Source organism: Bradyrhizobium sp. CCBAU 11361 (genome assembly GCF_028128935.1).
Taxonomy (GTDB): Bacteria; Pseudomonadota; Alphaproteobacteria; order Rhizobiales; family Xanthobacteraceae; genus Bradyrhizobium; species Bradyrhizobium niftali.
On record NZ_LBJZ01000185.1, the window covers coordinates 83,499 to 106,837 of the forward strand.

A 23,339-nucleotide genomic window follows, 5' to 3' on the forward strand; every position below is an offset into this window, starting at 1 on the left:
TCTCGTAAGAGGACCACATGAACAGGACAGTCTTTGCCCTCCCGGCCAGAAGCGATTACGTGACCCGCGCGGGTCTCGCGATCACGCGCGTGGCGGAGCAGTTTACCGGCGGCGCCAACCGGCTCGACGATCTCGTCAGCCTGCTCGACCGCCGCCGCGGCGTGGTGCTGTCGTCGGGCACGACTGTGCCCGGCCGCTACGAGAGCTTCGACCTCGGCTTCTCCGATCCGCCGCTCAAGCTCGAAACCACAGGCGTCAATTTCAAGCTGGAAGCGCTCAACGAACGCGGCCAGGTGCTGATCGCCTTCCTTGCCGACGTCCTGCGCGAGCCCTGCGTGGTGATCTCCGAGACGACCGCTTCGCGCCTCGCCGGCCACATCATTCGCGGCGATGCGCCGGTCGAGGAAGACCAGCGCACCCGGCGCGCCAGCGTGATGTCGCTGGTGCGCGACCTCGTCGCCGCCTTCTCGGCCAACGATGACGGGCTGCTCGGCCTGTTCGGCGCCTTCGCCTACGACCTCGTGTTCCAGATCGAGGACCTCGTGCAGAAGCGCGCGCGCGAGCAGGATCAGCGCGACATCGTGCTCTACGTGCCCGATCGCCTGCTGGCCTATGACCGCGCCACCGGCCGCGGCGTGGTGCTCTCCTACGACTTCGCGTGGAAGGGCAAGTCCACCGAGGGCCTGCCGCGCGAGACCGCCGACAGCCCGTACCTGAAGACACCGCGCCAGGGCTTTGCCGATCACGCGCCCGGCGAATACCAGGCCACCGTCGAGACCGCGCGCGCGGCCTTTGCCCGCGGTGATCTCTTTGAAGCCGTGCCGGGCCAGCTGTTCGCCGAGCCCTGCGACCGCTCGCCGGCCGAAGTCTTCCAGCGGCTCTGCGTCATCAACCCGTCGCCCTACGGCGCGCTGATGAATCTCGGCGACGGTGAGTTTCTCGTCTCGGCCTCGCCCGAGATGTTCGTGCGCTCGGACGGCCGCCGCGTCGAGACCTGCCCGATCTCGGGCACCATCGCGCGCGGAACCGATGCGATCGGCGATGCCGAGCAGATACGCCAGCTCCTGAACTCGGAGAAGGACGAGTTCGAGCTCAACATGTGCACCGACGTCGATCGCAACGACAAGGCGCGCGTCTGCGTCCCCGGCACCATCAAGGTGCTGGCCAGGCGGCAGATCGAGACCTACTCAAAACTGTTCCACACGGTCGACCACGTCGAGGGCATGCTGCGTCCCGGCTTCGACGCGCTCGATGCCTTCCTCACCCATGCCTGGGCGGTCACCGTGACCGGTGCGCCAAAGCTGTGGGCGATGCAGTTCGTCGAGGATCACGAGCGGTCGCCGCGGCGCTGGTACGCCGGCGCGATCGGCGCGGTGAATTTCGACGGCAGCATCAACACCGGTCTCACCATCCGCACCATCCGCATGAAGGATGGCCTCGCCGAGGTGCGCGTCGGCGCCACCTGCCTGTTCGATTCCGATCCCGCCGCCGAAGACCGCGAATGCCAGGTCAAGGCCGCGGCGCTGTTCCAGGCCCTGCGCGGCGATCCGCCAAAACCGCTGTCGACCTTCGCGCCCGATGCGACCGGAAGCGGCAAGCGGGTGCTGCTGATCGACCACGACGACAGCTTCGTGCACATGCTCGCCGACTATTTCCGCCAGGTCGGCGCCAGCGTCACCGTGGTCCGCTATGTGCATGCGCTCGACATGCTCAAGCAGAAGAGGTGGGATTTGCTGGTGCTGTCGCCCGGCCCGGGCAGGCCCGAAGATTTCGGGATCAAGAAGACGATCGACGCGGCGCTGGAGAACAAGCTGCCGGTGTTCGGCGTCTGCCTCGGCGTGCAGGCGATCGGCGAATATTTTGGCGGCGAGCTCGGCCAGCTCACGCATCCCGCCCACGGCCGGCCCTCGCGGGTGCAGGTGCGCGGCGGACGCCTGATGCGTAACCTGCCGAACGAGATCGTCATCGGCCGCTATCACTCGCTCTATGTCGAGCGCGACAGCATGCCGGAGGTGCTGAACGTGACCGCCAGCACCGAGGACGGCGTCGCCATGGCGCTGGAGCACAAGACCCTGCCGGTCGCCGGCGTGCAATTCCACCCGGAATCGCTGATGTCGCTCGGTGGCGAGGTGGGCTTGCGTATTGTCGAGAACGCGTTCCGGCTGGATGCGCGTGTTGATTGAGAGGCACCAATGACCTTTGACCACGACCTGAAGGCGAGCGTCCGCACCATCCCCGACTATCCCAAGCCGGGGATCATGTTCCGCGACATCACGACCTTGCTCGCGGATGCGCGCGCGTTCCGCCGCGCGGTGGACGAGCTCGTCAACCCCTGGGCCGGCAACAAGATCGACAAGGTCGCCGGCATGGAAGCGCGCGGCTTCATCATCGGCGGCGCGGTGGCGCACCAGCTCTCCGCCGGCTTCGTGCCGATCCGCAAGAAAGGCAAGCTGCCGCACACCACCGTGCGCATCGCTTACTCTCTCGAATACGGCATCGACGAGATGGAGATGCATGTCGACGCGATCCAGCCCGGCGAACGCGTCATCCTGGTCGATGACCTCATCGCCACCGGCGGTACCGCGGAGGGCGCGGTGAAGCTGCTGCGCCAGATCGGCGCCAATGTCGTCGCCGCCTGCTTCATCATCGACCTACCCGAGCTCGGCGGCGCCGCCAAGCTGCGCGCCATGGATGTGCCGGTGCGCACGCTGATGACGTTCGAGGGGCACTGAGAGCGTCAGATCGCCTCGGCCTTCAGCTCCGCCTGCCAGTGCAGCATGCGCTCCTTCAGGAGCGCGTTCCTGACATAGGCAGTCTCCTCGTCCTCCAGACGCTCGCATTCGCCAAACGTCAGGCCTGCCTCGCCATGCGCGTTCCACGCAGCCTGAAGGCTGCGGCACATATGATTGCCCTGGCGGAGCGAGAACCAGATGCGGTTCTGGATGGTCTCGAGGTTGGGCGCCTGGCCGACCCAGGCTTCGCCCGACGCCGTACAGCGCACGACGAAGATGCCTGCAATGGTCTTCCGCTCCTTGTAGGCGGCGATGGCTGCTTTCCGGTCGATGCTCACGGGGGGGGGCCTCGCTGACGGCTGTGGTTACGCAGCTTCAGTAGCGGGCGATCTGCAGTACGTCAATATTACCCGGGTGAAATATTTGGCCCTCGTGGTAGTCATTCCGGGGCGGCTCGAAGAGCCGAACCCGGAATCTCGAGATTCCGGGCTCGCGACTTCGTCGCGCCCCGGAATGACGTCTCTCTCAGGATCGCTGCAGGATCAGGTTGAGCTCGAGCTCGCGGAAGGCGAGGTAATTGCGCCGGGTCCATTGGTGCAGCTCGGTCGAGGCGTCCTTCTCATGGCGCAGATAGCCGGTGAAGGAGAAGTTCAGCCGGTCGATATAGGTCTTCAGGAAACCGGGCAGCGCGGGCAGGCGGAACACCCGTCCGGTGCCCATTGCGGCCGGCAATTCGCCGCGCACGATGTGCTCGTTGTCCACCGTGATCAGGTTCATCCGCGGGATCTGCTCGCGCAGCATCTCATGGGCGCGGGCCGAGACGCGGTCGGTGTCGGCGACGAACAGGATCTGGGGTGCGACATGGCGGCGTGCCGCCTCCTTCAACAGGCCGATCTCGTCGGCCATCTTGAAGAACTCGTCGAAGGCGTGGAAGCCGAGGTCGATGACCTTGGCAAGCCCGTCATCGACGATGACGCGGTCCATCAGCTGCATCTTGCCGTAGGTGTCGATCACGTCGGCCGTCTCGGTGATCTTCGGCAAATAGTCGAGCAGCGACGGCTCCTTCAGGTTGACGTCGAAGGCGGCGACGTTGCCGTTCTTGAGCAGCTGGAACTCGCTCAATAGCCGCGCCAGCAGCGTCTTGCCGACCTGCGGGCGGGGCGAGCAGATGATGTAGACGGGTGTCGCGGGCATCACGAACTATTATCTGAGCGAACTTGTCGCCCAATCCAGCCGTATCAGCCCTGCTTGCGCAACTATTTTTCGCTGCTGCGGGCGCCGGGTTTCGAACCGACGATGTCGGTCAGGCGGATGCGGTCGAACTCGCTCCAGACATTGGCCAGCCAGTGCCGGACATAGCCGCGCAGCACGAAGGAGTAGTTGGCGGCCTCGTCGCTCATGCCCTTGTTGGCGACGAATTTCAGGAACGGGACGGAGGAGACCTCGACCTGCTCATAGGCCATTTCGTTGAGCTTGGGGATGGTCAGCTCGGTGGCGTCCTTGATGCGGTGGAAGTAGGAGTTGTAGGTCGCCTGGTCCCACTGGAAGAACTGGGTGTCGTTGATGAAGTTCTTCACCAGGAAATATTTTGCGCCGGTCATGAAATTCGCGGTCTCGGCGATTTCGTCGAGCGAGGCGATCGAGGGTCCCAGGATGTGGAACACCGCGAAGGTGATCTGCCCGGCCTTGGCGGCGTCGAGGAAACCGATGTCGCGCAGCGAGGCGAGCGCCGGCGAGAGCAGGCCGGCTCGGACGTCGATCACGGTGACCGACGGGCTGGTCGCGTTGAGCGTATCGAAGATCTTCATCTGATCGGACGTCGTCGTCATGTCGACGATCTCGGTGATGTCAGGATGGAAGCGCTTCAGCGTTCCGCGCGGGGATTCCGTGTCGAAGGCACGCGTCGGCACGTTGTTGGCGGAAAAATAATCGAGCAAGGTGCGCGATACCGTGGTCTTGCCGACCCCGCCCTTGTCCGCGCCCACCACAACCACTGCCGGCTTTGCCATTGCTGTCCCCTAACGCGCGCCCCCGATCGCGAGGTCGCAATCGGCCGGGCCCCAAATCGATGTCCCAAGTCTGCTGTTGGGCGCGAACATGGCAGAAACAAGGGAGAATTCAATCCGCAGGCCCCGCTTGCGGCAATTCCTGAGGTTTTTCCAGATTGCCGTGAAACTGACCACGGGGCGCGCTCAGTGGCGGCCCCACGGCCCCATGGGATTCCCGATCGGGTTGCCGGCCGCGGTTCCGGAGGGGCCGGGCGCGGGCACGGGCGGCGGATTGGCCGCGCTGCCTCTATCGCTCCATGGTCCCTGCGACAGCGGTGGCGGGGCGTTCTGCGGGGCGGCCCGCGCCTCGGGCTGTTCCGTCTCGTCAGTCGGGTCCGGCAGCGGACCTGGATCATGGCCGCCGGCGAACTTGACCAGCGCATCGACCCGGGACTGCACCGACGGATGGGTCGCGAACAGATCGGCAAAGCCCTCGCGCGGATTGTCGACGCAGAGCTCCATCACGGCCGAGGTCGCGCCCGGCAGCTCGCCGCGGTTCTCGATCTTGCGCAGCGCCGAGATCATGGCGTCAGGGTCTTTCGTCAGCTCGACCGAGCCGGCATCCGCGAGGTATTCGCGCGAGCGCGATAGCGCCAGCTTCACCACCTGCGACATCAGCCAGGCTACCACGATCAGTACGACCGCGATGATGATGACGATCACGGCGCCGCCGCCGGAGCTCTTGCTGTCGCTCGATGACGAGGACGAGCGCGACGACGAGGAGGAGCCCGACGACCACGAGCCGCCGGAGTTCCAGCTGAAATTCGTGAACAGGCGGAAGAACAGCTCGCCGAAGAAACCGACCACGCCGGCGATGATGACGGCGACCACCATGAGCTGCACGTCGCCGTTCTTGATGTGGGTCAGCTCGTGGCCCAGCACCGCCTCGATCTCCTTGTCGTTCAGCGCGTCGAGGAGGCCGGTGGTGACGGTGATCGAATATTGCCGCGGGTTGAGGCCGGTCGCGAACGCGTTCAGCGCCGGGCTCTCCATGATCTTCAGCTTCGGCATGGTGATGCCGCGCGAGATGCAGAGATTTTCAAGCAGATTGTAGAGCCGCGGCTCCTCCTTCCGGGTGACGTCGTGGCCGCCGGTCACCGCGTCGATCATCGACTGGTGGAAGAAATAGGCGATCACGACCCAGACGGCCGCGGCGATCGTCGCGAAGGGCGCGGCCTTGAGCAGGTCGTAGAAGGCGCGGTTCAGATAATAGGCGACGGTTTCATTGCTGTTGATGACGACTTCGGCGACCAGCGCACCGGCATAGACCAGCACATAGACCAGCGCGAACAGGCCGGCGAGCAGCAGCATCGAACGAAACTTGTTCGATGCGATGTGCGTGTAGAGACCATACGCGGCCATGGCTGCTTCCGTTAGCTCCCGTCACTCCGGGGCAGGCCGCAGGCCTGAACCCAGAATCCAGAGCTTAGTGTCTCGGTCGAGATTCCGGGTTCGCGTCTTCGACGCGCCCCGGAATGACGAAGTGTGAGAGGTCGCTCACGCAGCAATCAGAACTTCACCCGAGGCGCGGCCTCGACCTCGGTGCGGCTGGCGCCGAGATCGAAGAAGTCCTTCTTGGTGAAGCCGAACATGCCGGCGAACAACGCGGCCGGCATCTGCTGGATGCCGGTGTTGTATTCCTGGACCGCGCTGTTGAAGAAGCGGCGGCTCGCCGCGATCTTGTTCTCGAGGTCGGAGAGCTCGCTGGCGAGCTGCTGGAAGTTTGCGTTGGCCTTGAGGTCGGGATAGGCCTCCGACAGCGCGATCAGCCGGCCGAGCGCGCCGGAGAGCTGGTTTTCTGCGGCGGACACCTGCGCCGGGCCCTGCGCCGACATCGCCGAATTGCGCGCCTTGATGACGTCGTCGAGCGTGCCGCGCTCATGCGAGGCGTAGCCCTTCACCGTCTCGACCAGGTTCGGGACCAGGTCATGGCGCTGCTTGAGCTGCACGTCGATATCGGCAAAGGCCTGGCCCACGCGCTGGCCCAGCGCCACCAGGCGGTTGTAGGCGCTGAAGGCCAAGAACACGAGAACGACGATGACGCCGAGAACGATCCAGCCGGTCGACATGGAGAACTCCTGAAGGGGATTTAAGGCGGGCGCAGCCTAGACCAAAATGGCGCAGGGCGAGAGCCCCGGCGCGGAGGGGAGGTAAGACTTGGTCGGATCGGGAACCATCCGAGTTCAAGGCAAAAGCGCCGATCGAGGTTAACTTTCGGCAATGACGGCATCGCCCCAGCGCCAGCGCCGGGCACTTGCATAGGCAGCCCTGTCGCGTCGTGGAATCTTGGCGAGTTCGACATCTTCCCCGGTGCAAAGCTTCGCCGTGATCTCGGCCTTGCCGACATCCGGCGGTGCCAGCACGCGCGCGGCGCGCGTTGCGGGCGGCGTGCGGGTCAGGGCGACGTAGATGAAGCGCTCGTCCTCGAACGGCACCTCGGCGCCCTTGATCTGGCGGTGCGCCTGGGAGCGCGGCAGGCGCTGGCTGAAATGGCACCAGTCGGGCGCCGTGAGCGGGCAGGGCTTTTCGTGTGGACAGGGCGCGGCGACAAATGCACCCAGCGCGATCAGCTGCTCGCGCAGCGCGAGGATGCGGGCGTAGCCGGCCGGCGTGCCGGGCTCGATCACGACAAGCGCATGGCGCGCTTTCGCCCACATCGCCTCAGCGAGCTTGCGCTGATCGGCTTCACCGAGCTCGCCGATGATGTAGCTCGCGACGACGAGATCGGCTTGCGAGACCTCGGTGAGGTTGCCGCCGGCATCGCCGGGCAAATAGCGGCATTCCGCCAGACGCGTACTGTCATGCGCGAGTTCGAGCGCAAGCCGGCTCAGGGTGGCGTTGGCGTCGAGCAGGGTGAAGTCCTGCAGCGAGGGAAACGCCTCCGCGGCGGCCCAGCTTGCGGTGCCCGGACCTGCGCCGACGTCGAGCAGCGTTTCCGGCGCGAGGTCCGGCGCGATCTCGGTCAACGCATTCAGGCTCGCCGCCACCGCCGCGTAGGTCGCCGGCATGCGCGCGAGCGCGTAAGCGAGCGCATCGGCCTCGGACTTGATCGTGCCGGAGCCGCCGCCGCCGCGATAGGTGTTCGAGATTTTCTGGGATCGCTGCGCGGCGTCGGTGCGGGAGAAGCCTTGCAGCTTCGCGTCGAGTGCGGCTTTCAGTTCGGCGGGGAGGGTGGGGGAGATCATCTTCGCTCACCGTCATCCCGGGGCGCGACGAAGTCGCGAACCCGGGATCCAGCGATTGTGGCGCGAGATTCCGGGTTCTCGCTTCGCGAGCCCCGGAATGACGCGAATAACGTCACGCCACGTTCTGGTCGAGAATGTCCACCGCCTCGGCCAGGCTCACCGACACGAGCTGGGAGACGCCGCGCTCGGCCATGGTGACGCCGAACAGGCGGTTCATCCGCGCCATCGTGATCGGGTTGTGCGTGATGATGATGAAGCGCGTATCGGTCGAGCCGGTCATCTCGTGCAGCAGGTTGCAGTACCGTTCGACGTTGTGGTCGTCGAGCGGCGCGTCGACTTCGTCCAGCACGCAGATCGGCGAAGGATTGGTGAGGAACACCGCGAAGATCAGCGCCATCGCGGTCAGCGCCTGCTCGCCGCCCGAGAGCAGCGACAGCGTCTGCGGCTTCTTGCCCGGCGGCTTGGCGATGATTTCCAGACCAGCCTCCAGTGGGTCGTCGCTCTCGATCAGGTGCAGCGCGGCCTCGCCGCCGCCGAACAGCTCGACGAACAGGCGCTTGAAGTGGTTGTTGACGACCTCGAACGAGGTCAGCAGCCGCTCGCGGGCCTCCTTGTTGAGGCTCTGGATGCCCTGGCGCAGCCGCTTGATGGCTTCGACGAGGTCGTCGCGCTCGGTGACGAGGCCGTTGTGCTGGGTCTCGACCTCGCGCAGCTCTTCCTCGGCGCGCAGGTTGACTGCGCCGAGGCGCTCGCGGTCGCGGCGCATCTTTTCGAGGTCTTCCTCGATGTCGTGCAGCGGCGGCAGCTCCGCGCCGGGCTCGATCTCGGCAAGGCCGGCGACGGCCTGCGGCTCGACCTCCAGCATGTCGCGGATCTCGCGCTCGATGTCCTCGAGCCGGCGCCGCGCGCCTTCCATGCGCTCTTCGGCGCGGGCGGTGGCCTCGCGGGAGCTGGAGAGCGCTTCCAGCGTCAGCTTGGCGACGCGATCGGTCTCCGCCATCGCGCTTTCCGCGGTGGCGAGCGCGTCCGCGGCCATGCGGCGATCGTTTTCCGCGTATTCGATCTCGGTGATCAGCGCGCTGCGCTTCTCGGCGAACACTTGCGGCGCGTTTTCGAGATCGCTGCGTTCGATCGTGAGTTCGGCGATGCGGGCCTGGATGGTGTCGATGTGGGAGGCCGCGCTCTCCTTGCGGTTCGCCCACTCGGTGCGTTCGGCGAGGATCGCCTGCACGCGGCGGTCGGCGAGTTCCGCCTCGCGCGCCAGCGCCTGCGCCTCGGCGCGGACCTGGGCGGCCATGCGGCGATGGCCTTCGATGTCGCTGCGGACGGCGGCGAGACGGGTCTCGGTGTCCTCGCTCGACGGCAGTTCGGAGATGCCGGCCTCGGCATATTCGTAGGCAGCCTCGGCTTCGGCGCGGTCGGCGGCGAGACGGCTGTGCGCTTCCGACAGCGTCGCCTTGCGCGCGGCGTGGCGGCTGATTTCGCGCTCGGCCGTGGCATGGCGCTCGCGCGCGGTGTTGAGCTCGCGCTGCGCGGCGCGCCAGGCTTCGCGGCTCGCGCCTTCGGTGCTGGCCGCCATCTGCAGTTCGGACTCGGCATTCTCCAGCGCCTGGCGCTTGATCTGCGCGTCGATGCGGGCCTGCTCCAGCTCGTTCTCGATGTCGACGAGGCGGGCGCGTTCGGCAAGGCGGCGTGCTGCGCCGGTCGGGGCGTGAGCCGCCGCGACGAAGCCGTCCCACCGCCAGACGTCGCCTTCGGGCGAGACCAGCCGCTGGCCGGTCTTCAGCTGGGAGACCAGCTCGGCGCCGCGCTCGCGCGGCACCACGCCGATCTGCGCCAATCGGCGGGCCAGCTCGGCCGGGGCCTGCACGTGGTTTGCGAGCGGCACGACGCCTTCGGGCAGCTCCGGATCGCCGTCGGTCTCGCCGACATTGGTCCAGCGCATCGGCGCCGACGGGTCGATCGGTGCATCGAGATCGTCGCCGAGCGCGGCGCCGATGGCCTTTTCAAAACCCTTGTCGACGGTGATGCCGTCGATGATCGGCGGCCACAGATTCTTGGTCTCGCCGTTGACGATCTTGGAGATCGTGCGGGCCTCGGTCTCGAGCCGCTGCACGCGCTTGTCGGCTTCGTTCAGCGGCGAGCGCGAGGATTCCAGCGTCTGGCGCGCAGCGACGTGCGCAGCCTCGCTCGCCTGGGCTGCGGCCTCCGAGGCCGCCAGCGTCTGCTCGGCGTTCTCGACCGTGGCGGTCAGCTCGTCGAGGTCGCCGAAGCCGCCCGTTTCATCAGCAAGCTTCTGCTCCTCGGCCGCGACGTTCGCGATCTCCTGGTCGAGCCGGGCGAGCTTGTCGCGGTGGGTGCGGACATTGGCTTCGAGTTGATTGCGCTTGGCGGTGAGGTCGGCGAGCGCGGTGGTGAGCTCGGCGAACTGCTGCTCGGTTTCGGTCAGCACCGCCTCGGCTTCGCCGACGCGCTCGTCGACGCCGGAGCGCTTCTCGACGCGCGACTTGATCTCTTCCTTCAGCTCGGCGTCTTCGCTGTCGAGCCGCTGGAGCGCGACGTCGGCGTCCATGGTCTGCTGCTGGGCGCGCGAGATGTCGCCCTCGAACTGGGCGAGGCGGCGCTCGAGCTCGGCGACGCGCTCCTTGGCGCGCTCTTCCTCGCGGTCGAGCAGCTCGCGGGCATTGGTCAGGCGCTGGAGCCCGGCCGCGGCGCGCGCCTCGGCATCGCGCAGCGCCGGCATCTCGGCGGCGCGGATGGCCTGGATGCGGGCGGCTTCGGCCTGGTGCTGGGTGCGCTCGGCCATCTCGCGGACGGCGAGATCGTGCGTCTGGCCGGATTCGTTGACGTCGGCATGGGCGCCGATCCAGCGCAGATGGAACAGCGTGGCTTCGGCCTTGCGGACCTTGGCCGCGACTTCGCGGTAGCGCACGGCCTGGCGGGCCTGCTTCTTCAGGCCTTCCATCTGGCCGGAGAGCTGGCCGATCACGTCCTCGACGCGGGTGAGGTTGGTTTCGGCCGCCTTGAGCCGCAGCTCGGCTTCGTGGCGGCGGGCATGGAGACCGGCGACACCGGCGGCGTCTTCCAGCACGCGGCGGCGCTGTTCGGGCTTGGCCTGGATGATCTCGCCGATCTTGCCCTGGTGGACGAGGGCGGGCGAGCGTGCGCCGGTGGCGGCGTCCGCGAACAGGATCTGCACGTCGCGGGCGCGCACGTCGCGGCCGTTGATACGATAGACCGAGCCCGCTTCGCGCTCGATGCGGCGGGAGATTTCCAGAAGCTGGCTGTCGTTCATCGCCGCCGGCGCAGTGCGATCGGCGTTGTCGATCGTCATCGTCACTTCGGCGTGGTTGCGTGCCGGACGGTTGCCGGAGCCGGCGAAGATCACCGCGTCCATGTCGGCGGCGCGCAACGATTTGTACGAGGTCTCGCCCATCGCCCAGCGCAGCGCTTCGACGAGATTCGACTTGCCGCAACCGTTGGGTCCGACCACGCCGGTCAGGCCGGGCTCGATGACGAAGTCCGTGGGCTCAACGAAGGACTTGAAGCCGTGAAGGCGCAGGCGGGTGATTTTCATAAGCACGCATCTCTGTTGGCAGGCGCGAATCCCCCTGCCGGGACAATACCATGGAAGGCAATGTCGCTATCCGGGCGAGTCGCGCGAGGCGCCTCATGCGGCTGGACAATGGCCGCGGTGCGCCGCGAGGGCAACCGGCGAAAGCCGTTTTTCCCAAGGGATTTATGCCGGGAATGATACGGCTTTCGAGATGCGAATCAGGCGTTGGGGGCTGAAGAATCAGCTCTTCAGCAGCGGATTGATCTTCTTGGCGAATTCCTCGAACGAGGTCTCGCCCTTGATCTTCTCACCGTTGATGAAGAAGGTCGGCGTCGAATCGACCTTGAGAATGTCGCTGGCGTATTTCTGGTCGGCGGCGATCTTGTCGAGCAGCGCCTGGTCCTTCAGGCAGGCTTCGACCTGCTGCTGGGTGAGGCCGGCCTGCTTGCCGATCCGCGTCAAGGTCTCGGTGGTGTTCTTCATCACCCAGTCGTTCTGCTGGCGGAACAGCATGTCGGTGACCGCGAAGTATTTCGGCGCGTCGCCATTGGCGATGCAGCGCGACAGCATCGAGCCGGCGGCGGCTTTGATGTCGAGCGGGAACTCGCGGAAGACGTAACGCACCTTGCCGGTGTCGATGTATTCGGACTTGATCTTGGGGAACACCTGCTCGTTGAAGGCCGCGCAGTGCGGGCAGGTCATCGAGGCATATTCGGTGATGGTGACGGCGGCGTCCTTCGGGCCGAGCGCCATGTCGGGCAGCGACACGGGCTTCGCCACATCGCCGGCGGCCTGCGCCATGGCTTCAGGGATCATGGCTTCGGAGATGAACCGCAATGGGGAGAACCCGGCGACCGCGGCAAGCCCGGTCAGCGACAGCATCGTGGTGAAGGCGCGGCGGGTGATGATCAAGGTCGGCTCCCGAATTGGCGTGGTCTTGCCCCAAGGTCCGTTTGGGCGGCCTGTCGCTAGCTTGAAACGTGGTTTGAGGCAATGGCGGGCCGCAGGAACGGGTCCAGATTGGCCGCGAAATGAGGCTCAATTTCGCTTGATGGCGGCGCCGAGCCGCGCCAGTGCCGACTTGAGCTGTTCATCTTCGATGTCGCCCAGGCTTTCCTCCACCTTGGCCACCGATTTGGGGTCCGGCGGGCCGGGCCGCGCTGGCCGCCGGACGCGGGACAGCGGGGCCTGGCGGAAGGCGAGCTTGCCGACTGCGCTCCAGCCGAAGAAGCGGTTCACCCGCTCCAGGATCACATCCGCGGAATGCTGGATCTCCAGCGCCATCGGCCCCTCGACCCGCAGCACCAGCGTCGCCGGCTCCTGCGGCTGGCCCTCCACCGGCCGCGGCCATTGGATCTTGAGCGGCTCGGCATGGGCCGCGATCTCCGGCCCGGCAATCTGCGCCCACCGCGTCACCAGCTCGCGCGCGGCAAAGCCCTGCTTGGCATAGGCCTCGGCGAAGACGTCGTTGAGCAGCAGCGAGAGCGGCTTGGCGCTGATGGGGCCCGGCTTTGGGGGGAATTTGGACATCGGGCCTTATACCACCTCGAAGCGCAAGCCACAGGCGCTTCGCTATCATGGCCGGGCATAACCGTCCGAAGGACGGCGTCGCTTCCGCTCGCCTATGTCCCGCCATCCACGTTCTTCGCGGAAGAAAGACGTGGATGCCCGCGACGAGCGCGGGCATGACGTGGAGAGATTGGCGTGACGTCGTTACACTGAGAGGATGAGCCCCAGATCTGCCCTCAAGGCCAAGCCGGAACCAGTGCAGCCGGAAGTGTCGTCGCGTCCGACGCTACTCCTCCAATGGTACGACCGCCACCGCCGCCGCCTGCCGTGGCGGGCGGCGCCTGGTGAGGCCTCGGACCCTTACCGGGTCTGGCTGTCGGAGATCATGCTCCAGCAGACCACGGTGAAGGCGGTCGGGCCATATTTCGAAAAATTCGTCGCGCGCTGGCCTGACGTCACCGCGCTGGGGCGGGCCTCGCAGGATGACGTGCTGCGGATGTGGGCCGGGCTCGGCTATTACTCCCGTGCGCGCAATCTCCATGCCTGCGCAGTCGCGGTGACGCGCGAGCATGGCGGCGCCTTTCCCGCCACCGAGGAGGGGCTGCGCGCGCTGCCGGGCATCGGGCCTTACACCGCAGCTGCGATCGCCGCGATCGCCTTCGATCGCCGCACCATGCCGGTCGACGGCAATATCGAGCGCGTGGTGTCGCGCCTGTTCGCGGTCGAGGAGGAGCTGCCGCAGGCCAAGCCGCTGATCCAGCAACTGGCGGCGACGCTCCTTGCCGTCTCTCGCGCCGGCGACGAGAAGTCTCGCGCGGGCGACAGCGCGCAGGCGCTGATGGATCTGGGCGCCTCGATCTGCACGCCGAAGAAGCCGGCCTGTTCGCTGTGTCCGCTCAATGCGGGTTGCCTGGCGCGGGCACAGGGAACGCAGGAGACGTTTCCTCGCAAGGCGCCGAAGAAGAGCGGGACGTTGCGGCGGGGCGCCGCCTTCGTCGTCACGCGCGGCGAAGAGCTGCTGGTCCGCAGCCGGCCCGAAAAGGGTCTGCTCGGCGGCATGACGGAAGTGCCGGGCTCGGACTGGCTCGCCGGTCAGGAGGACGCGACGGCGAAGCGGCAGGCGCCCGCGCTGAAGGGACTGTCGCGCTGGCAGCGCAGGGTGGGCGTCGTCACCCATGTCTTCACGCATTTTCCGCTGGAACTGGTGGTCTATACCGCCAAGGCCGAAGCCCGCACGCGGGCACCAGCGGGCATGCGCTGGGTGCCGATCGCGACGCTGGCCGGGGAAGCACTGCCGAACGTCATGCGCAAGGTGATCGCGCACGGATTGGACCTTCCGCCGGCCGCATCCTCCTGACACCATGCTGGCAGCAGGGCCGCGTTAACAGGGGCGACACGGAGGCTCCCCGATGGTCAAGACCGCGCTCGACAACTTTCCCAGGCCGCCTTGTGCCGAGCTGCTGGGCTGGCGCCTGCTCGATGCCCGTCCGGAGGAGGGCTGGATCAAGCTTGGCTTCGAGGGCAAGCCCGAATTCTGCAATCCGGCCGGCTTCATCCAGGGCGGCATGCTCTCGGCCATGCTCGACGACACCATGGGCCCCGCCGTGCTGGTGATGAGCGAGGGCCGGCTCTACACCACCACCATCAGCATGACCGTGAATTTCCTCAGCCCTGCCAAGCCCGGCCCGATCATCGCCGAGGCCAGGGTGACGCAACTCGGCAAGACTGTCGCCTTCGTCGAGGCCAAGCTGATGACCGAGGATGGCACCGTGCTTGCCACCGCGACAGCGAGCGAGCGGCTGCTGGAAGCGGCGCGGGTGGTGCGCTGATACCGGTGTGGTGGGGCTTCTTTATGCTGCTCGAATAGGGTGAAGTGCGCGTTGCGTCAGCATGGAAGCGGATAATATCTACCGGCGCGTGCAATTTGATAGTATGCTAGCGAATTACTTGTGCGCAATGGAGTGCGGATCGACCAATTCTAGCATCGCGAGTATTGGACTGGCGCATATTGTCGCAGTCGGAAAGGAACAGGGTGGAAGCGCGAAATCCGCAGGCGAATCGCGATGTTCGACGCATGATCGACCTTGCTTGCGGCAAATTGGCCCATTCATATTTTCCGCGGAAGCTTTGAGTATAGATGCCCCGATAAAAAATTCACAAAATTGAACGGGATGATTTTTCAAGCCGCGCTTTATTTCTTTATTTGAGGCCTTGAGGTGAGTCATGCCGCTTGCGCTTATTGAGACCGGCCACTGCAACGTCGATCTTGAATCGTCTCCGATTGAGCCATCCTGGATCATTGAAGGAAAGCCCGAAGCGAGCTCGCGCCTGCTGTCGACCAGCGCGTGCGGCACCGCCACCACCCTGATCTGGTCCTGCACCAAGGGCAAGTTCAACTGGTACTACGATCTGGACGAGACGATCATGATCCTCGAAGGATCAGCGGTGATCGAGAGCGATGGAATGCCACCGAAACGCTACGGTGTCGGCGACGTTGTCTTTTTCCGCGACGGTGCGCACGCCAAATGGCACATCGAAGACTATGTGAGAAAAGTCGCCTTCTTGCGCCAGACCAATCCCGTCGGGTTCGGTTACGCTATCCGCGCCATCAACAAGCTTAAGCGGATGTCGTCGACGTTGGGCGGCCGTCGCTCCGCGTAACGCGCGCCCGTCAACGGCATGGCGGAGTGTGGGGCAACGACCTAGGTGCTCGCGCGTCTCGCATCGGCGTGCCGCGGCACGATCGGCGGCTTGGCATTCAGCGCTTCCACCTGGAACCCCGCGACGCGCTTGTAGTTGGCGGCGATGTCTTCCAGCTCCTGCTGCGACAGCACGTCGGTGACGACCTCAAAGCCGTCGGGCGCGCGCTCCTCGACGAGCTGCATCACCTGCTCGGGGCCGTTCTTGCGGTTGAGTAGGACGAGGTCGGTGGTCGCGGGCCTCCGCTCGGCTTCATAGGCGAGCAGCGCTGCCTGCGTCGGGCCATGTGCCAGGATCTCGCGGGTGATGACGCGGGCATCGAGGATCGCCTGCGAGGCGCCGTTCGATCCGATCGGGTACATCGGATGCGCGGCATCGCCCATCAGCGTGACGCGGCCGAACGTCCATCGCGACACCGGATCGCGGTCGACCAGCGGATATTCATAGGCGTGCGGGCAGTTCCGGATCAGGCCGGGCACGTCGAGCCAGTCGAACTGCCAGCTCTCGAACCACGGCAAGAACTCCTCGAGCCGCGCGGTGCGGTTATAGTCCTCGCGCCGCCACTGATAGGTCGGCGGCATGTGGCGCTCGGCGACCCAGTTGATCAGATGGTTGCCCGCCGCATCCGGCACCTTGCTGATCGGATAGCAGACGAATTTCAGGATCTCGTGCCCGGCCATGATCATGGTGCGGCCGGTGAGGAATGCCTTTGCCGGTGTCACGCCGCGCCAGAGGATGCGGCCGTTCCAGATCGGCGGTCCTTCATCGGGATAGAGCTTTTCTCGTGCGGCGGAATGGATGCCGTCGGCTGCGATCATGATCGCGCCTTCGTAAGTGCCTGCGGCCCTGCCGGTCGCCTTGTCGATGAAATCGGCGCGGACGCCATCGGCGGTTTCGCTCCAGCCGGTCAGATGGTGGCTGGTGAGGATGTTGTCGCGGCCGAGCCGCCCGATCGCGGTGTCGAGCAGGAGCTGCTGCAGCGTGCCGCGATGGATCGAGAATTGCGGCCATTTGTAGCCGGCCTCCAGCCCGCGCGGCTCGCTCCAGATCGGCTTGCCGTACTTGGAGAAGTAGGCGAGCTCGCTTGTGCGCACGCCGCTGGCATCGAGCTTGTCCATCAGCCCGAGCTCGATCAGCTCGCGCACCGCATGCGGCAGCACGTTGATGCCGACGCCGAGCGGCTTCAGTTCCGCGACGCTTTCGAACACTTTTACGGGAACGCCGATTCCGTGCAGGCTGAGCGCAAGCGTCAGCCCGCCGATGCCGCCACCGGCGATGAGTACGGTCATGACAAAAACCCCTCCAATTGTGTGCGTCTTGGCACAGGCGGGCGGATGTGGGCAACTGCGAAGAGGATGTCGTGCTATGGACCTCAGGGCCGGCAGCCGTTAGTTTCCAATTTTCCCATGAGGTCCGACATGCTCAAGCTCTACTACGCCACCGGCACCTGTGCGCTCGCCACCTACATCACCCTGGAAGAGGCCGGCGCCGACTACGCGGCCGAGCGGCTGAGCTTCAAGGACAATCAGCAGAACAGCCCGGACTATCTCGCCATCAACCCGAAAGGCCGCGTGCCCGCGCTGGTGACCGACCGCGGCGTCCTCACCGAGACGCCGGCGATGCTGGCCTACATCGCGCAGACCTTTCCCAAGGTGAAGCTCGCGCCGCTCGACGATCCCTTCGACTTCGCCCAGGTGCAGTCGTTCAACTCCTATCTCTGCTCGACCGTGCACATCAACCATGCGCACAAGATGCGCGGTGCGCGCTGGGCGACACAGGAGAGCTCGTTCGCCGACATGAAGGCGATGGTCCCGAAGACCATGGCTGCCTGCTTCGCCCTGATCGAACAGAAGATGTTCAGGGGACCCTGGGTGATGGGCGATCAGTTCACGATCTGCGATCCCTATCTTTACACGCTGTCGACCTGGCTCGAAGGCGACAGTGTCGACATCAACGCCACGCCGAAGATCGCCGATCACTTCAAGCGGATGTCAGACCGGCCAGCGGTACGCAAGGTGATGGACGCGCAGAAGGCGTAACAAACCCGGTGTCGTCCCGGACAAGCGTAAGCGTGGCCACGAATTCCGCTGTCGTCCCGGCGAACGCCGGGACCCATATCGCGGAATCTATCGACCGCGTTCGGTAGGAGTACCGAACGACGGGTCTTCGCCAAACTCCTTCCTGTGGTTATGGGTCCCGGCGTTCGCCGGGACGACACCGAATGTTTTGAAGCGACGTCCTACCCAGCCTTCCGCTTCTCCAGCTCCCGTCCCGTCTCCAGCATCAGCCGCCGCAGCCAGATCGAGCCGGGGTCCATCTGCGCCCGCGTCGGATAGAACATGAACTGCTCGTCGATGCCGGGGTCGAGCGGTGGGGTCACCGCGACCAGGCCGAGCTGCTTCGACAGCGCCGCGATCAGCCGGCGCGGCACGAAGGCGACGAGGTCGGTGCGGGCGGCGACGTGCAGCGCCTCGAGATAGCCTGACACGACGAGGGTAATGTGCCGCTCGATGCCCTTGGCTCGCAGCCAGGTGTCGATCAGATCCTCGCTATTGCCGCGGATGATCACGCCGACATGGCGCGCGGCCAGGAACGTCTCGCGCCGCTTCAGCTTGGCTCCCATGGCATGGCCGCGCCGCACCGCCAGCGCATCGCTGTCGGTGTAGAGCAATTGGCGGTGAAAGCCCTTGAAGGCGTTGCCGATCGAGATCACGAGGTCGATGGTGCGGGCGAACTCGGCGTGGAAGATCGCAGGTCCCCGCCACGGCACGACGTCGACGCGGACGTTGGGCGCAAGGCGTGTCACCTTCTCCATCAGGGGCGGCATCAACAGCTCGACCGCGAGATCCGGCATCATCAGGCGGAATTGCCGCTCGCTGCGCGCGGCGTCGAATTCATCCGGCACGAACAGCCCGCGCACCTGATCGAGCGCCTGTGCCAGCGGCGCGCGCAGGCCCTGCGCCCGCGGCGTCAGCTCCATGCGCGCGCCGGTGCGCACCAGCAGCGGGTCGCCGAAGATGTCGCGCAAGCGTTGCAATGCGTGGCTCGTCGCCGGCTGTGACAGGCCGATCCTCATGGCCGCGCGGCTGACATTGGCCTCGCGCAGCAGCGCGTCGAGTGCGGTCAGCAGATTGAGGTCAAGCGAATTCAAATTCATGAGGTGAATAGATATCATATTCGCTATCGATTTGAAGAATGCTGATCGGCGGACGATGATCTCCACGAGGCCACACACGGAGATGCCGCCATGAGCACTGCTGCCAACAAGAAACTGATGCAGGATATTTTCGCCGCCGCCGCCAACCCCGATCCTTCCGCGCGCGACCGCGCATTGTTCACCGCCAGCCTCGCCGACGACGCCAGATGGGTCGTGACCGGCCAATATTCCTGGTCGCGCACCTTCTTAGGGAAGGAGGCGATCCTCAACGATCTGCACGGCTATGTGCGCACCCGCCTGCGCGACCGGACGCGCACCGTTGCCCACCGCTTCATCGCCGATGGCGACATCGTCGTGGTCGAAGCCAAGGGCGACAACGTCACGCCGGAAGGCGTGCGCTACGACAACGATTACTGCCTGGTGTTTCGCCTGGAGGACGGCAAGATCAAGGAGATCCGGGAATATTGCGACTCGATCCTGACCGAGAGGGCGCTCGGCCCGTTTCCGCAAACACCCGTGAGGGCTGCGAGCTGACCGGATCGAACGACGTCGCGTCCGCCGACCGACCCGGTCCGTCACGGCCGTCGATGGTCGTGCGGGCTTGGCGGACGCTGGTGGAGATCATGCGGGTCCGGCGGGAGCGGTCCCGGGCCCGGTGTCAGTTCGCTGCCATGACCGAACGGGAGCTGCAGGACTGTGGGATGTCCCGGTCGGAGATTGCATACGAGCTGCATAAGATCGCCGCGAAAATCGGATCGGAAGGGACGCGGCGCGTTGCCTCGGCTCCGCTGGAAGCGGTCGAGAACGCCCGGCAAAATGACGCAGGGGCGGCGTGACGAACGTCCACCGGGGCGGCGCATGCAGCGATCTGCATGCGCCTGCGGGCCTTGCGCCAAAACCTTGCGCAACTGCCGACAAAATCAGCAGGTTTTGTGCGGGCCTGTGCGCGCAGGCGCGAAGAATCAGAAGGTTCAATTAACGAGTGTCCTCCATTGTGTCGCGGTGCAGCGCAGGTCGCCGAGAAGCGACTCGCGGCTGCCAGGGTGGCCGGTGACGATCGCCGGACGTTCGGCCGCTCGAATTCACATGCATCTGGGTGGACAGTGGGAATGCCGAAATTTCGTTTGCGGATCAGGGGACGCCTGTACGCAGGCTTCATGGCCTTGGTGGCGGTCGGTCTGGTGATGGCGGTGGTCGCCGTCTGGAACTTGCGGGCCGTGCAGGATCAGGTCGCAAAACTCTCGGCGTTCTCGGACAGCACGGCGCGGGTTCTGGAGATCTCGACCCATCTCCAGGCGATCCAGCGGGCCAATCTGCGCTACATCTACGACGCCAGCGAACCTGCGATGAAGGAAGCTTCGGAACGGGAAACCGCGGCGACCGAGCTGTTGCAGGTCGGGGCCAAGGGGACGGCCTCCGAGGAGCGGCGCAAGCTCTACAACGATCTGATCGCCGACATCGCCAGGATGCGAAGCCTGCGTGACAATCTCGGTGACGCCGTCAACGAGGCGAGAACGGGCAAGGCGACGCTGCTGCCGAGCGGCGACGAGCTGACCGTCAAGATGGGCAAGCTGGTCGATGCGGCGCGCGCGGCCGTTGACGAAGACACCGCGGCCCTCGTTGCGGACCTCGAATCCAGGCTCCTTCTCGTCCAAATCGCAAACTGGCGTTTCCTTGCCCTGCGCGACACCAAGGGGCCTGCCAACTTCAGGACGAATGTGGACAGGGCCATGCAGCGGCTCACGGCGCTGGAAAAGAGCCCGCAGGCGACGGAATTGCGCACCACACTCGCGCCGGTGAAGACCTCGCTCGGAATCTACAAATCGGCGTTCGAGACGACCTCGGCCGCGATGCTCCAGGCCGACGAGATCTACCACAAGAACCTCGCCCCGCTCGTCGTCGAGAGCATCGGCAAGCTCAAGGTCGCGGAAACCGCCCTGAAGAAGGATTACAAGGACTCGCGCACCACCGCCGAAGCCGTGATCGAGGGCACGACCTCGGTGCAGGCCGTCGCGGGCGGCCTCGCCGTCCTGTTCGGATTGATCGTCGCCTTCCTGATCGCCCGCAGCATCGTGGGTCCTCTGACCTCGATGACGCGCGCGATGGGGCTGCTCGCCGGCGGCAATCTCGAGGTCGAGATTCCCGGCCGCGGCAAGGCCGACGAGATCGGCGACATGGCCAAGGCGATCGAGGTGTTCAAGAACAACATGGTCGACACCGAGCGCCTGCGCGCGGAGCAGGTGGAGGTCGAGGCGCGGCAGGCGGAGAGCCGCAAGAAAGACATGGTCCGGCTCGCCGACCAGTTTGAGCAGGCGGTCGGCGAGATCGTCGACACCGTGTCGTCGGCGTCGAACGAGTTGGAGGCCTCGGCCGGCACGCTGACCACGACCGCCTCGCGAGCCCAGGACCTGTCGACGGAGGTCGCCAGCGCCTCCCAGGAAGCCTCGTCCAACGTGCAGGCGGTTGCGTCCGCGACAGAAGAACTCTCCTCCTCGGTGTCGGAGATCGCCCGCCAGGTGCAGGAATCGGCACGGATTGCCAGCGAGGCCGTCGGGCAGGCGAGCAGGACCAACGACCGGGTCGGCGAGCTCTCCAAGGCCGCCGCCCGCATCGGCGACGTGGTCGAGCTGATCAGCACCATCGCCGGCCAGACCAATCTGCTGGCGCTGAACGCCACCATCGAGGCGGCGCGCGCGGGCGAGGCCGGCCGCAGCTTTGCCGTGGTTGCCTCCGAGGTCAAGGCGCTGGCCGAGCAGACCGCGAAGGCCACCGGCGAGATCGGCCAGCAGATCTCCAACATCCAGGCCGCCACCGAGCAATCAGTCGGCGCCATCAGGGAAATCAGCGGCACCATCGAGCGGCTGTCGGAGATCTCCTCGGCGGTCGCGGCTGCCGTTGAGCAGCAGGGCGCGGCGACGCAGGAAATCTCCCGCAACGTCCAGCAGGCGGCCCACGGCACCCAGCGCGTCTCGACCAATATCGGCGACGTGCAGCGCGGCGCCTCCGAGACCGGTTCGGCCTCCTCGCAGGTGCTCTCCGCGGCGCGCTCGCTGTCTTCAGACAGCAACCGGCTGAAGCAGGAGGTCGCCAAATTCCTGAACTCGGTCCACGCCGCCTGATCGTCGCGGGCGTTTCAAAAGCAAAGGTCCACGCGCATGCGCGTGGACCCGGGTTGAAGGCGTAGGGCGATCAGGCGACCTTGGTCGTCATGTGCTTGAACATGTTGCCTCTCGCCTCGTCGTCCATCTCGGCCTTGAAGGTGAACTTGTCCTTCAACGCGATCGCGCGCGCGGCCGCGGGGCGCGCCGAGATCTCGTCCACCAGCCGCTTCACGTTCGGGTATCGCGCAAAGGCGTCGTCGCCGAGCTTGAACGGCACCATCCGCGCCCAGCCCCACAGCGCCATGTCGACGATCGAATAGCTGTCGCCGACCATGTAGCGGCGGCCTTTGAGGTGGCCGTCGAGAATCTTGTAGTGGCGATCGGTCTCGTACTGATAGCGGTTATTGGCGTAGTCGTGGTTCTGGTCCTTCGGCGCAAAATGCTTGAAGTGCACGGCCTGGCCCGAATACGGGCCGACGCCGGTGGCGATGAACATCAGCCATGACAGCGTCTCGCCGCGCAACGAGGCGGCGGGCAGGAACTTTCCGGTCTTCTCGGCGAGATAAAGCAGGATGGCGTTCGAATCGAACACGATCGTGCCGCCGTCGTCGATCGCCGGCACCTTGCCGTTCGGATTGATCTTGAGGAATTCCGGCGTGAACTGCTCGCCCTTGCGCGTGTCGATCTTCACCGGCTCGAAGGGCAGGCCGGACTCTTCGAGATAAAGCGCGACCTTGGTCGGGTTCGGCGAACCGTTGAAATAGAATTTGAGCATCGAGCATCTTCCCAGTGTTTCTTGCCGAGAGCGAACGCAGCACCATTGCCGCGGGGCCGGCCTCTCTTGCCTGAAGCTCGTCGGGGAGGGCAACCGGAGAGTTTGCCGGGCGATACCTGCGCCCCGCGCAGATCAGCCGGCGTAACAAAGGCCGATCGCCGCCGCAATAATCATCCCGGCGCCGACGGCTTCCAGCCGCAGCCCGAGCCGCGCGGCAAGATGCATGTCGGAGGCCCGCGCCGATCGCTCCGATCCACGCGAATAGCCATGCACGATGACGTCGTGATTGAAATTGTCGTGCGCCTCGTTGCTGCTGGCGAGCCCTACGCAGATCACGAGCACGCCGAACAGGGCGAGGCCGAAAAATCCCAGCAGCGCGATCAGGAACATCGGAAACATGCCGACCAGGAAGATCGGCAGCAGCGGCACCAGCAGCAAGGTCTCGGACTGTCGTCGCATGGGGCCCACCGGTCAGGACGGGGCTGATCGGACGAATCTAGTCCTGGCGGCGGCGGCTTTCAACCACTGCCGCCGTCATTTCGGGGCGCGCCACTGGGCGCGAACCCGGAATCCATT

General features: G+C 65.7%; 21 protein-coding genes. 8 read left to right on the plus strand and 13 right to left on the minus strand.

Features of this window, described 5'->3' with window-relative positions; translation table 11 throughout:
- Nucleotides 1-17 precede the first annotated feature (17 nt).
- Nucleotides 18-2,183, plus strand: a complete 2,166-nt coding sequence (locus XI08_RS26485) for an anthranilate synthase component I (protein ID WP_271576602.1) — start codon at nt 18-20, stop codon at nt 2,181-2,183.
- A gap of 9 nt (nt 2,184-2,192) precedes the next feature.
- A complete protein-coding gene (locus XI08_RS26490) occupies nt 2,193-2,732 on the plus strand; it encodes an adenine phosphoribosyltransferase (protein WP_011085277.1) in 540 nt (179 codons plus the stop codon).
- Between the two features lie 5 nt (nt 2,733-2,737).
- Here XI08_RS26490 and XI08_RS26495 read toward each other — a convergent pair whose 3' ends face one another.
- The 9 genes from XI08_RS26495 to XI08_RS26535 form a co-directional block, all read right to left on the minus strand.
- Entirely contained in the window at nt 2,738-3,070 is a 333-nt protein-coding gene (locus XI08_RS26495) for a GIY-YIG nuclease family protein (protein ID WP_027543653.1), read from the minus strand.
- A gap of 187 nt (nt 3,071-3,257) precedes the next feature.
- Nucleotides 3,258-3,926, minus strand: coding sequence for a hypothetical protein (locus tag XI08_RS26500; RefSeq protein WP_271576603.1), 669 nt, complete (start codon nt 3,924-3,926; stop codon nt 3,258-3,260).
- A gap of 62 nt (nt 3,927-3,988) precedes the next feature.
- The gene (locus XI08_RS26505) at nt 3,989-4,741 is read right to left on the minus strand and encodes a hypothetical protein (RefSeq protein ID WP_027543651.1); all 753 of its coding nucleotides are present in this window, start codon (nt 4,739-4,741) and stop codon (nt 3,989-3,991) included.
- 183 nt (nt 4,742-4,924) lie between these two features.
- Complete coding sequence (locus tag XI08_RS26510; RefSeq protein ID WP_271576604.1) at nt 4,925-6,142, minus strand: M48 family metallopeptidase; 1,218 nt, start codon at nt 6,140-6,142, stop codon at nt 4,925-4,927.
- 146 nt (nt 6,143-6,288) lie between these two features.
- Complete coding sequence (locus tag XI08_RS26515; RefSeq protein WP_271576605.1) at nt 6,289-6,849, minus strand: LemA family protein; 561 nt, start codon at nt 6,847-6,849, stop codon at nt 6,289-6,291.
- 138 nt (nt 6,850-6,987) lie between these two features.
- Nucleotides 6,988-7,965: a small ribosomal subunit Rsm22 family protein gene (locus XI08_RS26520; RefSeq protein ID WP_271576606.1), complete on the minus strand. Its 978-nt coding sequence runs from the start codon at nt 7,963-7,965 to the stop codon at nt 6,988-6,990.
- Nucleotides 7,966-8,077: 112 nt separating this feature from the next.
- Nucleotides 8,078-11,542 (minus strand): chromosome segregation protein SMC, encoded by a 3,465-nt coding sequence (smc, locus tag XI08_RS26525; RefSeq protein WP_027543648.1) that lies wholly within the window; start codon nt 11,540-11,542, stop codon nt 8,078-8,080.
- Nucleotides 11,543-11,761: 219 nt separating this feature from the next.
- Entirely contained in the window at nt 11,762-12,433 is a 672-nt protein-coding gene (locus XI08_RS26530) for a DsbA family protein (RefSeq protein ID WP_271576607.1), read from the minus strand.
- A 126-nt stretch (nt 12,434-12,559) separates the two neighbouring features.
- Complete coding sequence (locus XI08_RS26535) at nt 12,560-13,051, minus strand: DUF721 domain-containing protein (RefSeq protein WP_271576608.1); 492 nt, start codon at nt 13,049-13,051, stop codon at nt 12,560-12,562.
- A 196-nt stretch (nt 13,052-13,247) separates the two neighbouring features.
- Between XI08_RS26535 and mutY the strand changes: the two genes are divergently transcribed.
- From mutY to XI08_RS26550, 3 genes are all read left to right on the plus strand, one after another.
- Nucleotides 13,248-14,387 (plus strand): A/G-specific adenine glycosylase, encoded by a 1,140-nt coding sequence (gene mutY, locus XI08_RS26540; RefSeq protein ID WP_271576609.1) that lies wholly within the window; start codon nt 13,248-13,250, stop codon nt 14,385-14,387.
- Between the two features lie 52 nt (nt 14,388-14,439).
- A complete protein-coding gene (locus XI08_RS26545; protein WP_027543644.1) occupies nt 14,440-14,859 on the plus strand; it encodes a PaaI family thioesterase in 420 nt (139 codons plus the stop codon).
- Between the two features lie 394 nt (nt 14,860-15,253).
- On the plus strand, nt 15,254-15,691 hold the full coding sequence (locus XI08_RS26550; RefSeq protein WP_271576610.1) for a cupin domain-containing protein: 438 nt from the start codon (nt 15,254-15,256) through the stop codon (nt 15,689-15,691).
- Nucleotides 15,692-15,732: 41 nt separating this feature from the next.
- On the opposite strand, the gene XI08_RS26555 is transcribed toward XI08_RS26550, so the two are convergent.
- Entirely contained in the window at nt 15,733-17,019 is a 1,287-nt protein-coding gene (locus XI08_RS26555; RefSeq protein WP_271576611.1) for a flavin-dependent oxidoreductase, read from the minus strand.
- 129 nt (nt 17,020-17,148) lie between these two features.
- Here XI08_RS26555 and XI08_RS26560 point away from each other — a divergent pair, with 129 nt between their 5' ends.
- Nucleotides 17,149-17,769: a glutathione S-transferase family protein gene (locus XI08_RS26560; protein ID WP_271576612.1), complete on the plus strand. Its 621-nt coding sequence runs from the start codon at nt 17,149-17,151 to the stop codon at nt 17,767-17,769.
- 200 nt (nt 17,770-17,969) lie between these two features.
- Here the strand turns inward: XI08_RS26560 and XI08_RS26565 are convergent, their stop codons facing one another.
- Complete coding sequence (locus XI08_RS26565) at nt 17,970-18,887, minus strand: LysR family transcriptional regulator (protein WP_271576613.1); 918 nt, start codon at nt 18,885-18,887, stop codon at nt 17,970-17,972.
- 90 nt (nt 18,888-18,977) lie between these two features.
- Here XI08_RS26565 and XI08_RS26570 point away from each other — a divergent pair, with 90 nt between their 5' ends.
- Nucleotides 18,978-19,421, plus strand: a complete 444-nt coding sequence (locus XI08_RS26570; protein WP_271576614.1) for a nuclear transport factor 2 family protein — start codon at nt 18,978-18,980, stop codon at nt 19,419-19,421.
- A gap of 575 nt (nt 19,422-19,996) precedes the next feature.
- Nucleotides 19,997-22,006, plus strand: a complete 2,010-nt coding sequence (locus XI08_RS26580) for a HAMP domain-containing methyl-accepting chemotaxis protein (RefSeq protein ID WP_271576615.1) — start codon at nt 19,997-19,999, stop codon at nt 22,004-22,006.
- 70 nt (nt 22,007-22,076) lie between these two features.
- Here XI08_RS26580 and XI08_RS26585 read toward each other — a convergent pair whose 3' ends face one another.
- The gene (locus XI08_RS26585; RefSeq protein WP_271576616.1) at nt 22,077-22,763 is read right to left on the minus strand and encodes a glutathione S-transferase family protein; all 687 of its coding nucleotides are present in this window, start codon (nt 22,761-22,763) and stop codon (nt 22,077-22,079) included.
- 132 nt (nt 22,764-22,895) lie between these two features.
- Entirely contained in the window at nt 22,896-23,222 is a 327-nt protein-coding gene (locus tag XI08_RS26590) for a hypothetical protein (RefSeq protein ID WP_271576617.1), read from the minus strand.
- Nucleotides 23,223-23,339 lie beyond the last annotated feature (117 nt).

Excerpts from the sequence above, each read along its gene's own strand:
- XI08_RS26490 (WP_011085277.1), top strand. The coding sequence starts at position 2,193 with ATGACCTTTGACCACGACCTGAAGGCGAGCGTCCGCACCATCCCCGAC.
- XI08_RS26545 (WP_027543644.1), top strand. The coding sequence starts at position 14,440 with ATGGTCAAGACCGCGCTCGACAACTTTCCCAGGCCGCCTTGTGCCGAG.
- XI08_RS26515 (WP_271576605.1), bottom strand. The coding sequence starts at position 6,849 with ATGTCGACCGGCTGGATCGTTCTCGGCGTCATCGTCGTTCTCGTGTTC.
- XI08_RS26560 (WP_271576612.1), top strand. The coding sequence starts at position 17,149 with ATGCTCAAGCTCTACTACGCCACCGGCACCTGTGCGCTCGCCACCTAC.
- smc (WP_027543648.1), bottom strand. The coding sequence starts at position 11,542 with ATGAAAATCACCCGCCTGCGCCTTCACGGCTTCAAGTCCTTCGTTGAG.
- XI08_RS26535 (WP_271576608.1), bottom strand. The coding sequence starts at position 13,051 with ATGTCCAAATTCCCCCCAAAGCCGGGCCCCATCAGCGCCAAGCCGCTC.
- XI08_RS26585 (WP_271576616.1), bottom strand. The coding sequence starts at position 22,763 with ATGCTCAAATTCTATTTCAACGGTTCGCCGAACCCGACCAAGGTCGCG.
- XI08_RS26510 (WP_271576604.1), bottom strand. The coding sequence starts at position 6,142 with ATGGCCGCGTATGGTCTCTACACGCACATCGCATCGAACAAGTTTCGT.
- XI08_RS26570 (WP_271576614.1), top strand. The coding sequence starts at position 18,978 with ATGAGCACTGCTGCCAACAAGAAACTGATGCAGGATATTTTCGCCGCC.
- XI08_RS26580 (WP_271576615.1), top strand. The coding sequence starts at position 19,997 with ATGCCGAAATTTCGTTTGCGGATCAGGGGACGCCTGTACGCAGGCTTC.
- XI08_RS26590 (WP_271576617.1), bottom strand. The coding sequence starts at position 23,222 with ATGCGACGACAGTCCGAGACCTTGCTGCTGGTGCCGCTGCTGCCGATC.
- XI08_RS26505 (WP_027543651.1), bottom strand. The coding sequence starts at position 4,741 with ATGGCAAAGCCGGCAGTGGTTGTGGTGGGCGCGGACAAGGGCGGGGTC.
- XI08_RS26520 (WP_271576606.1), bottom strand. The coding sequence starts at position 7,965 with ATGATCTCCCCCACCCTCCCCGCCGAACTGAAAGCCGCACTCGACGCG.
- XI08_RS26485 (WP_271576602.1), top strand. The coding sequence starts at position 18 with ATGAACAGGACAGTCTTTGCCCTCCCGGCCAGAAGCGATTACGTGACC.
- XI08_RS26500 (WP_271576603.1), bottom strand. The coding sequence starts at position 3,926 with ATGCCCGCGACACCCGTCTACATCATCTGCTCGCCCCGCCCGCAGGTC.
- XI08_RS26555 (WP_271576611.1), bottom strand. The coding sequence starts at position 17,019 with ATGACCGTACTCATCGCCGGTGGCGGCATCGGCGGGCTGACGCTTGCG.
- mutY (WP_271576609.1), top strand. The coding sequence starts at position 13,248 with ATGAGCCCCAGATCTGCCCTCAAGGCCAAGCCGGAACCAGTGCAGCCG.
- XI08_RS26550 (WP_271576610.1), top strand. The coding sequence starts at position 15,254 with ATGCCGCTTGCGCTTATTGAGACCGGCCACTGCAACGTCGATCTTGAA.
- XI08_RS26565 (WP_271576613.1), bottom strand. The coding sequence starts at position 18,887 with ATGAATTTGAATTCGCTTGACCTCAATCTGCTGACCGCACTCGACGCG.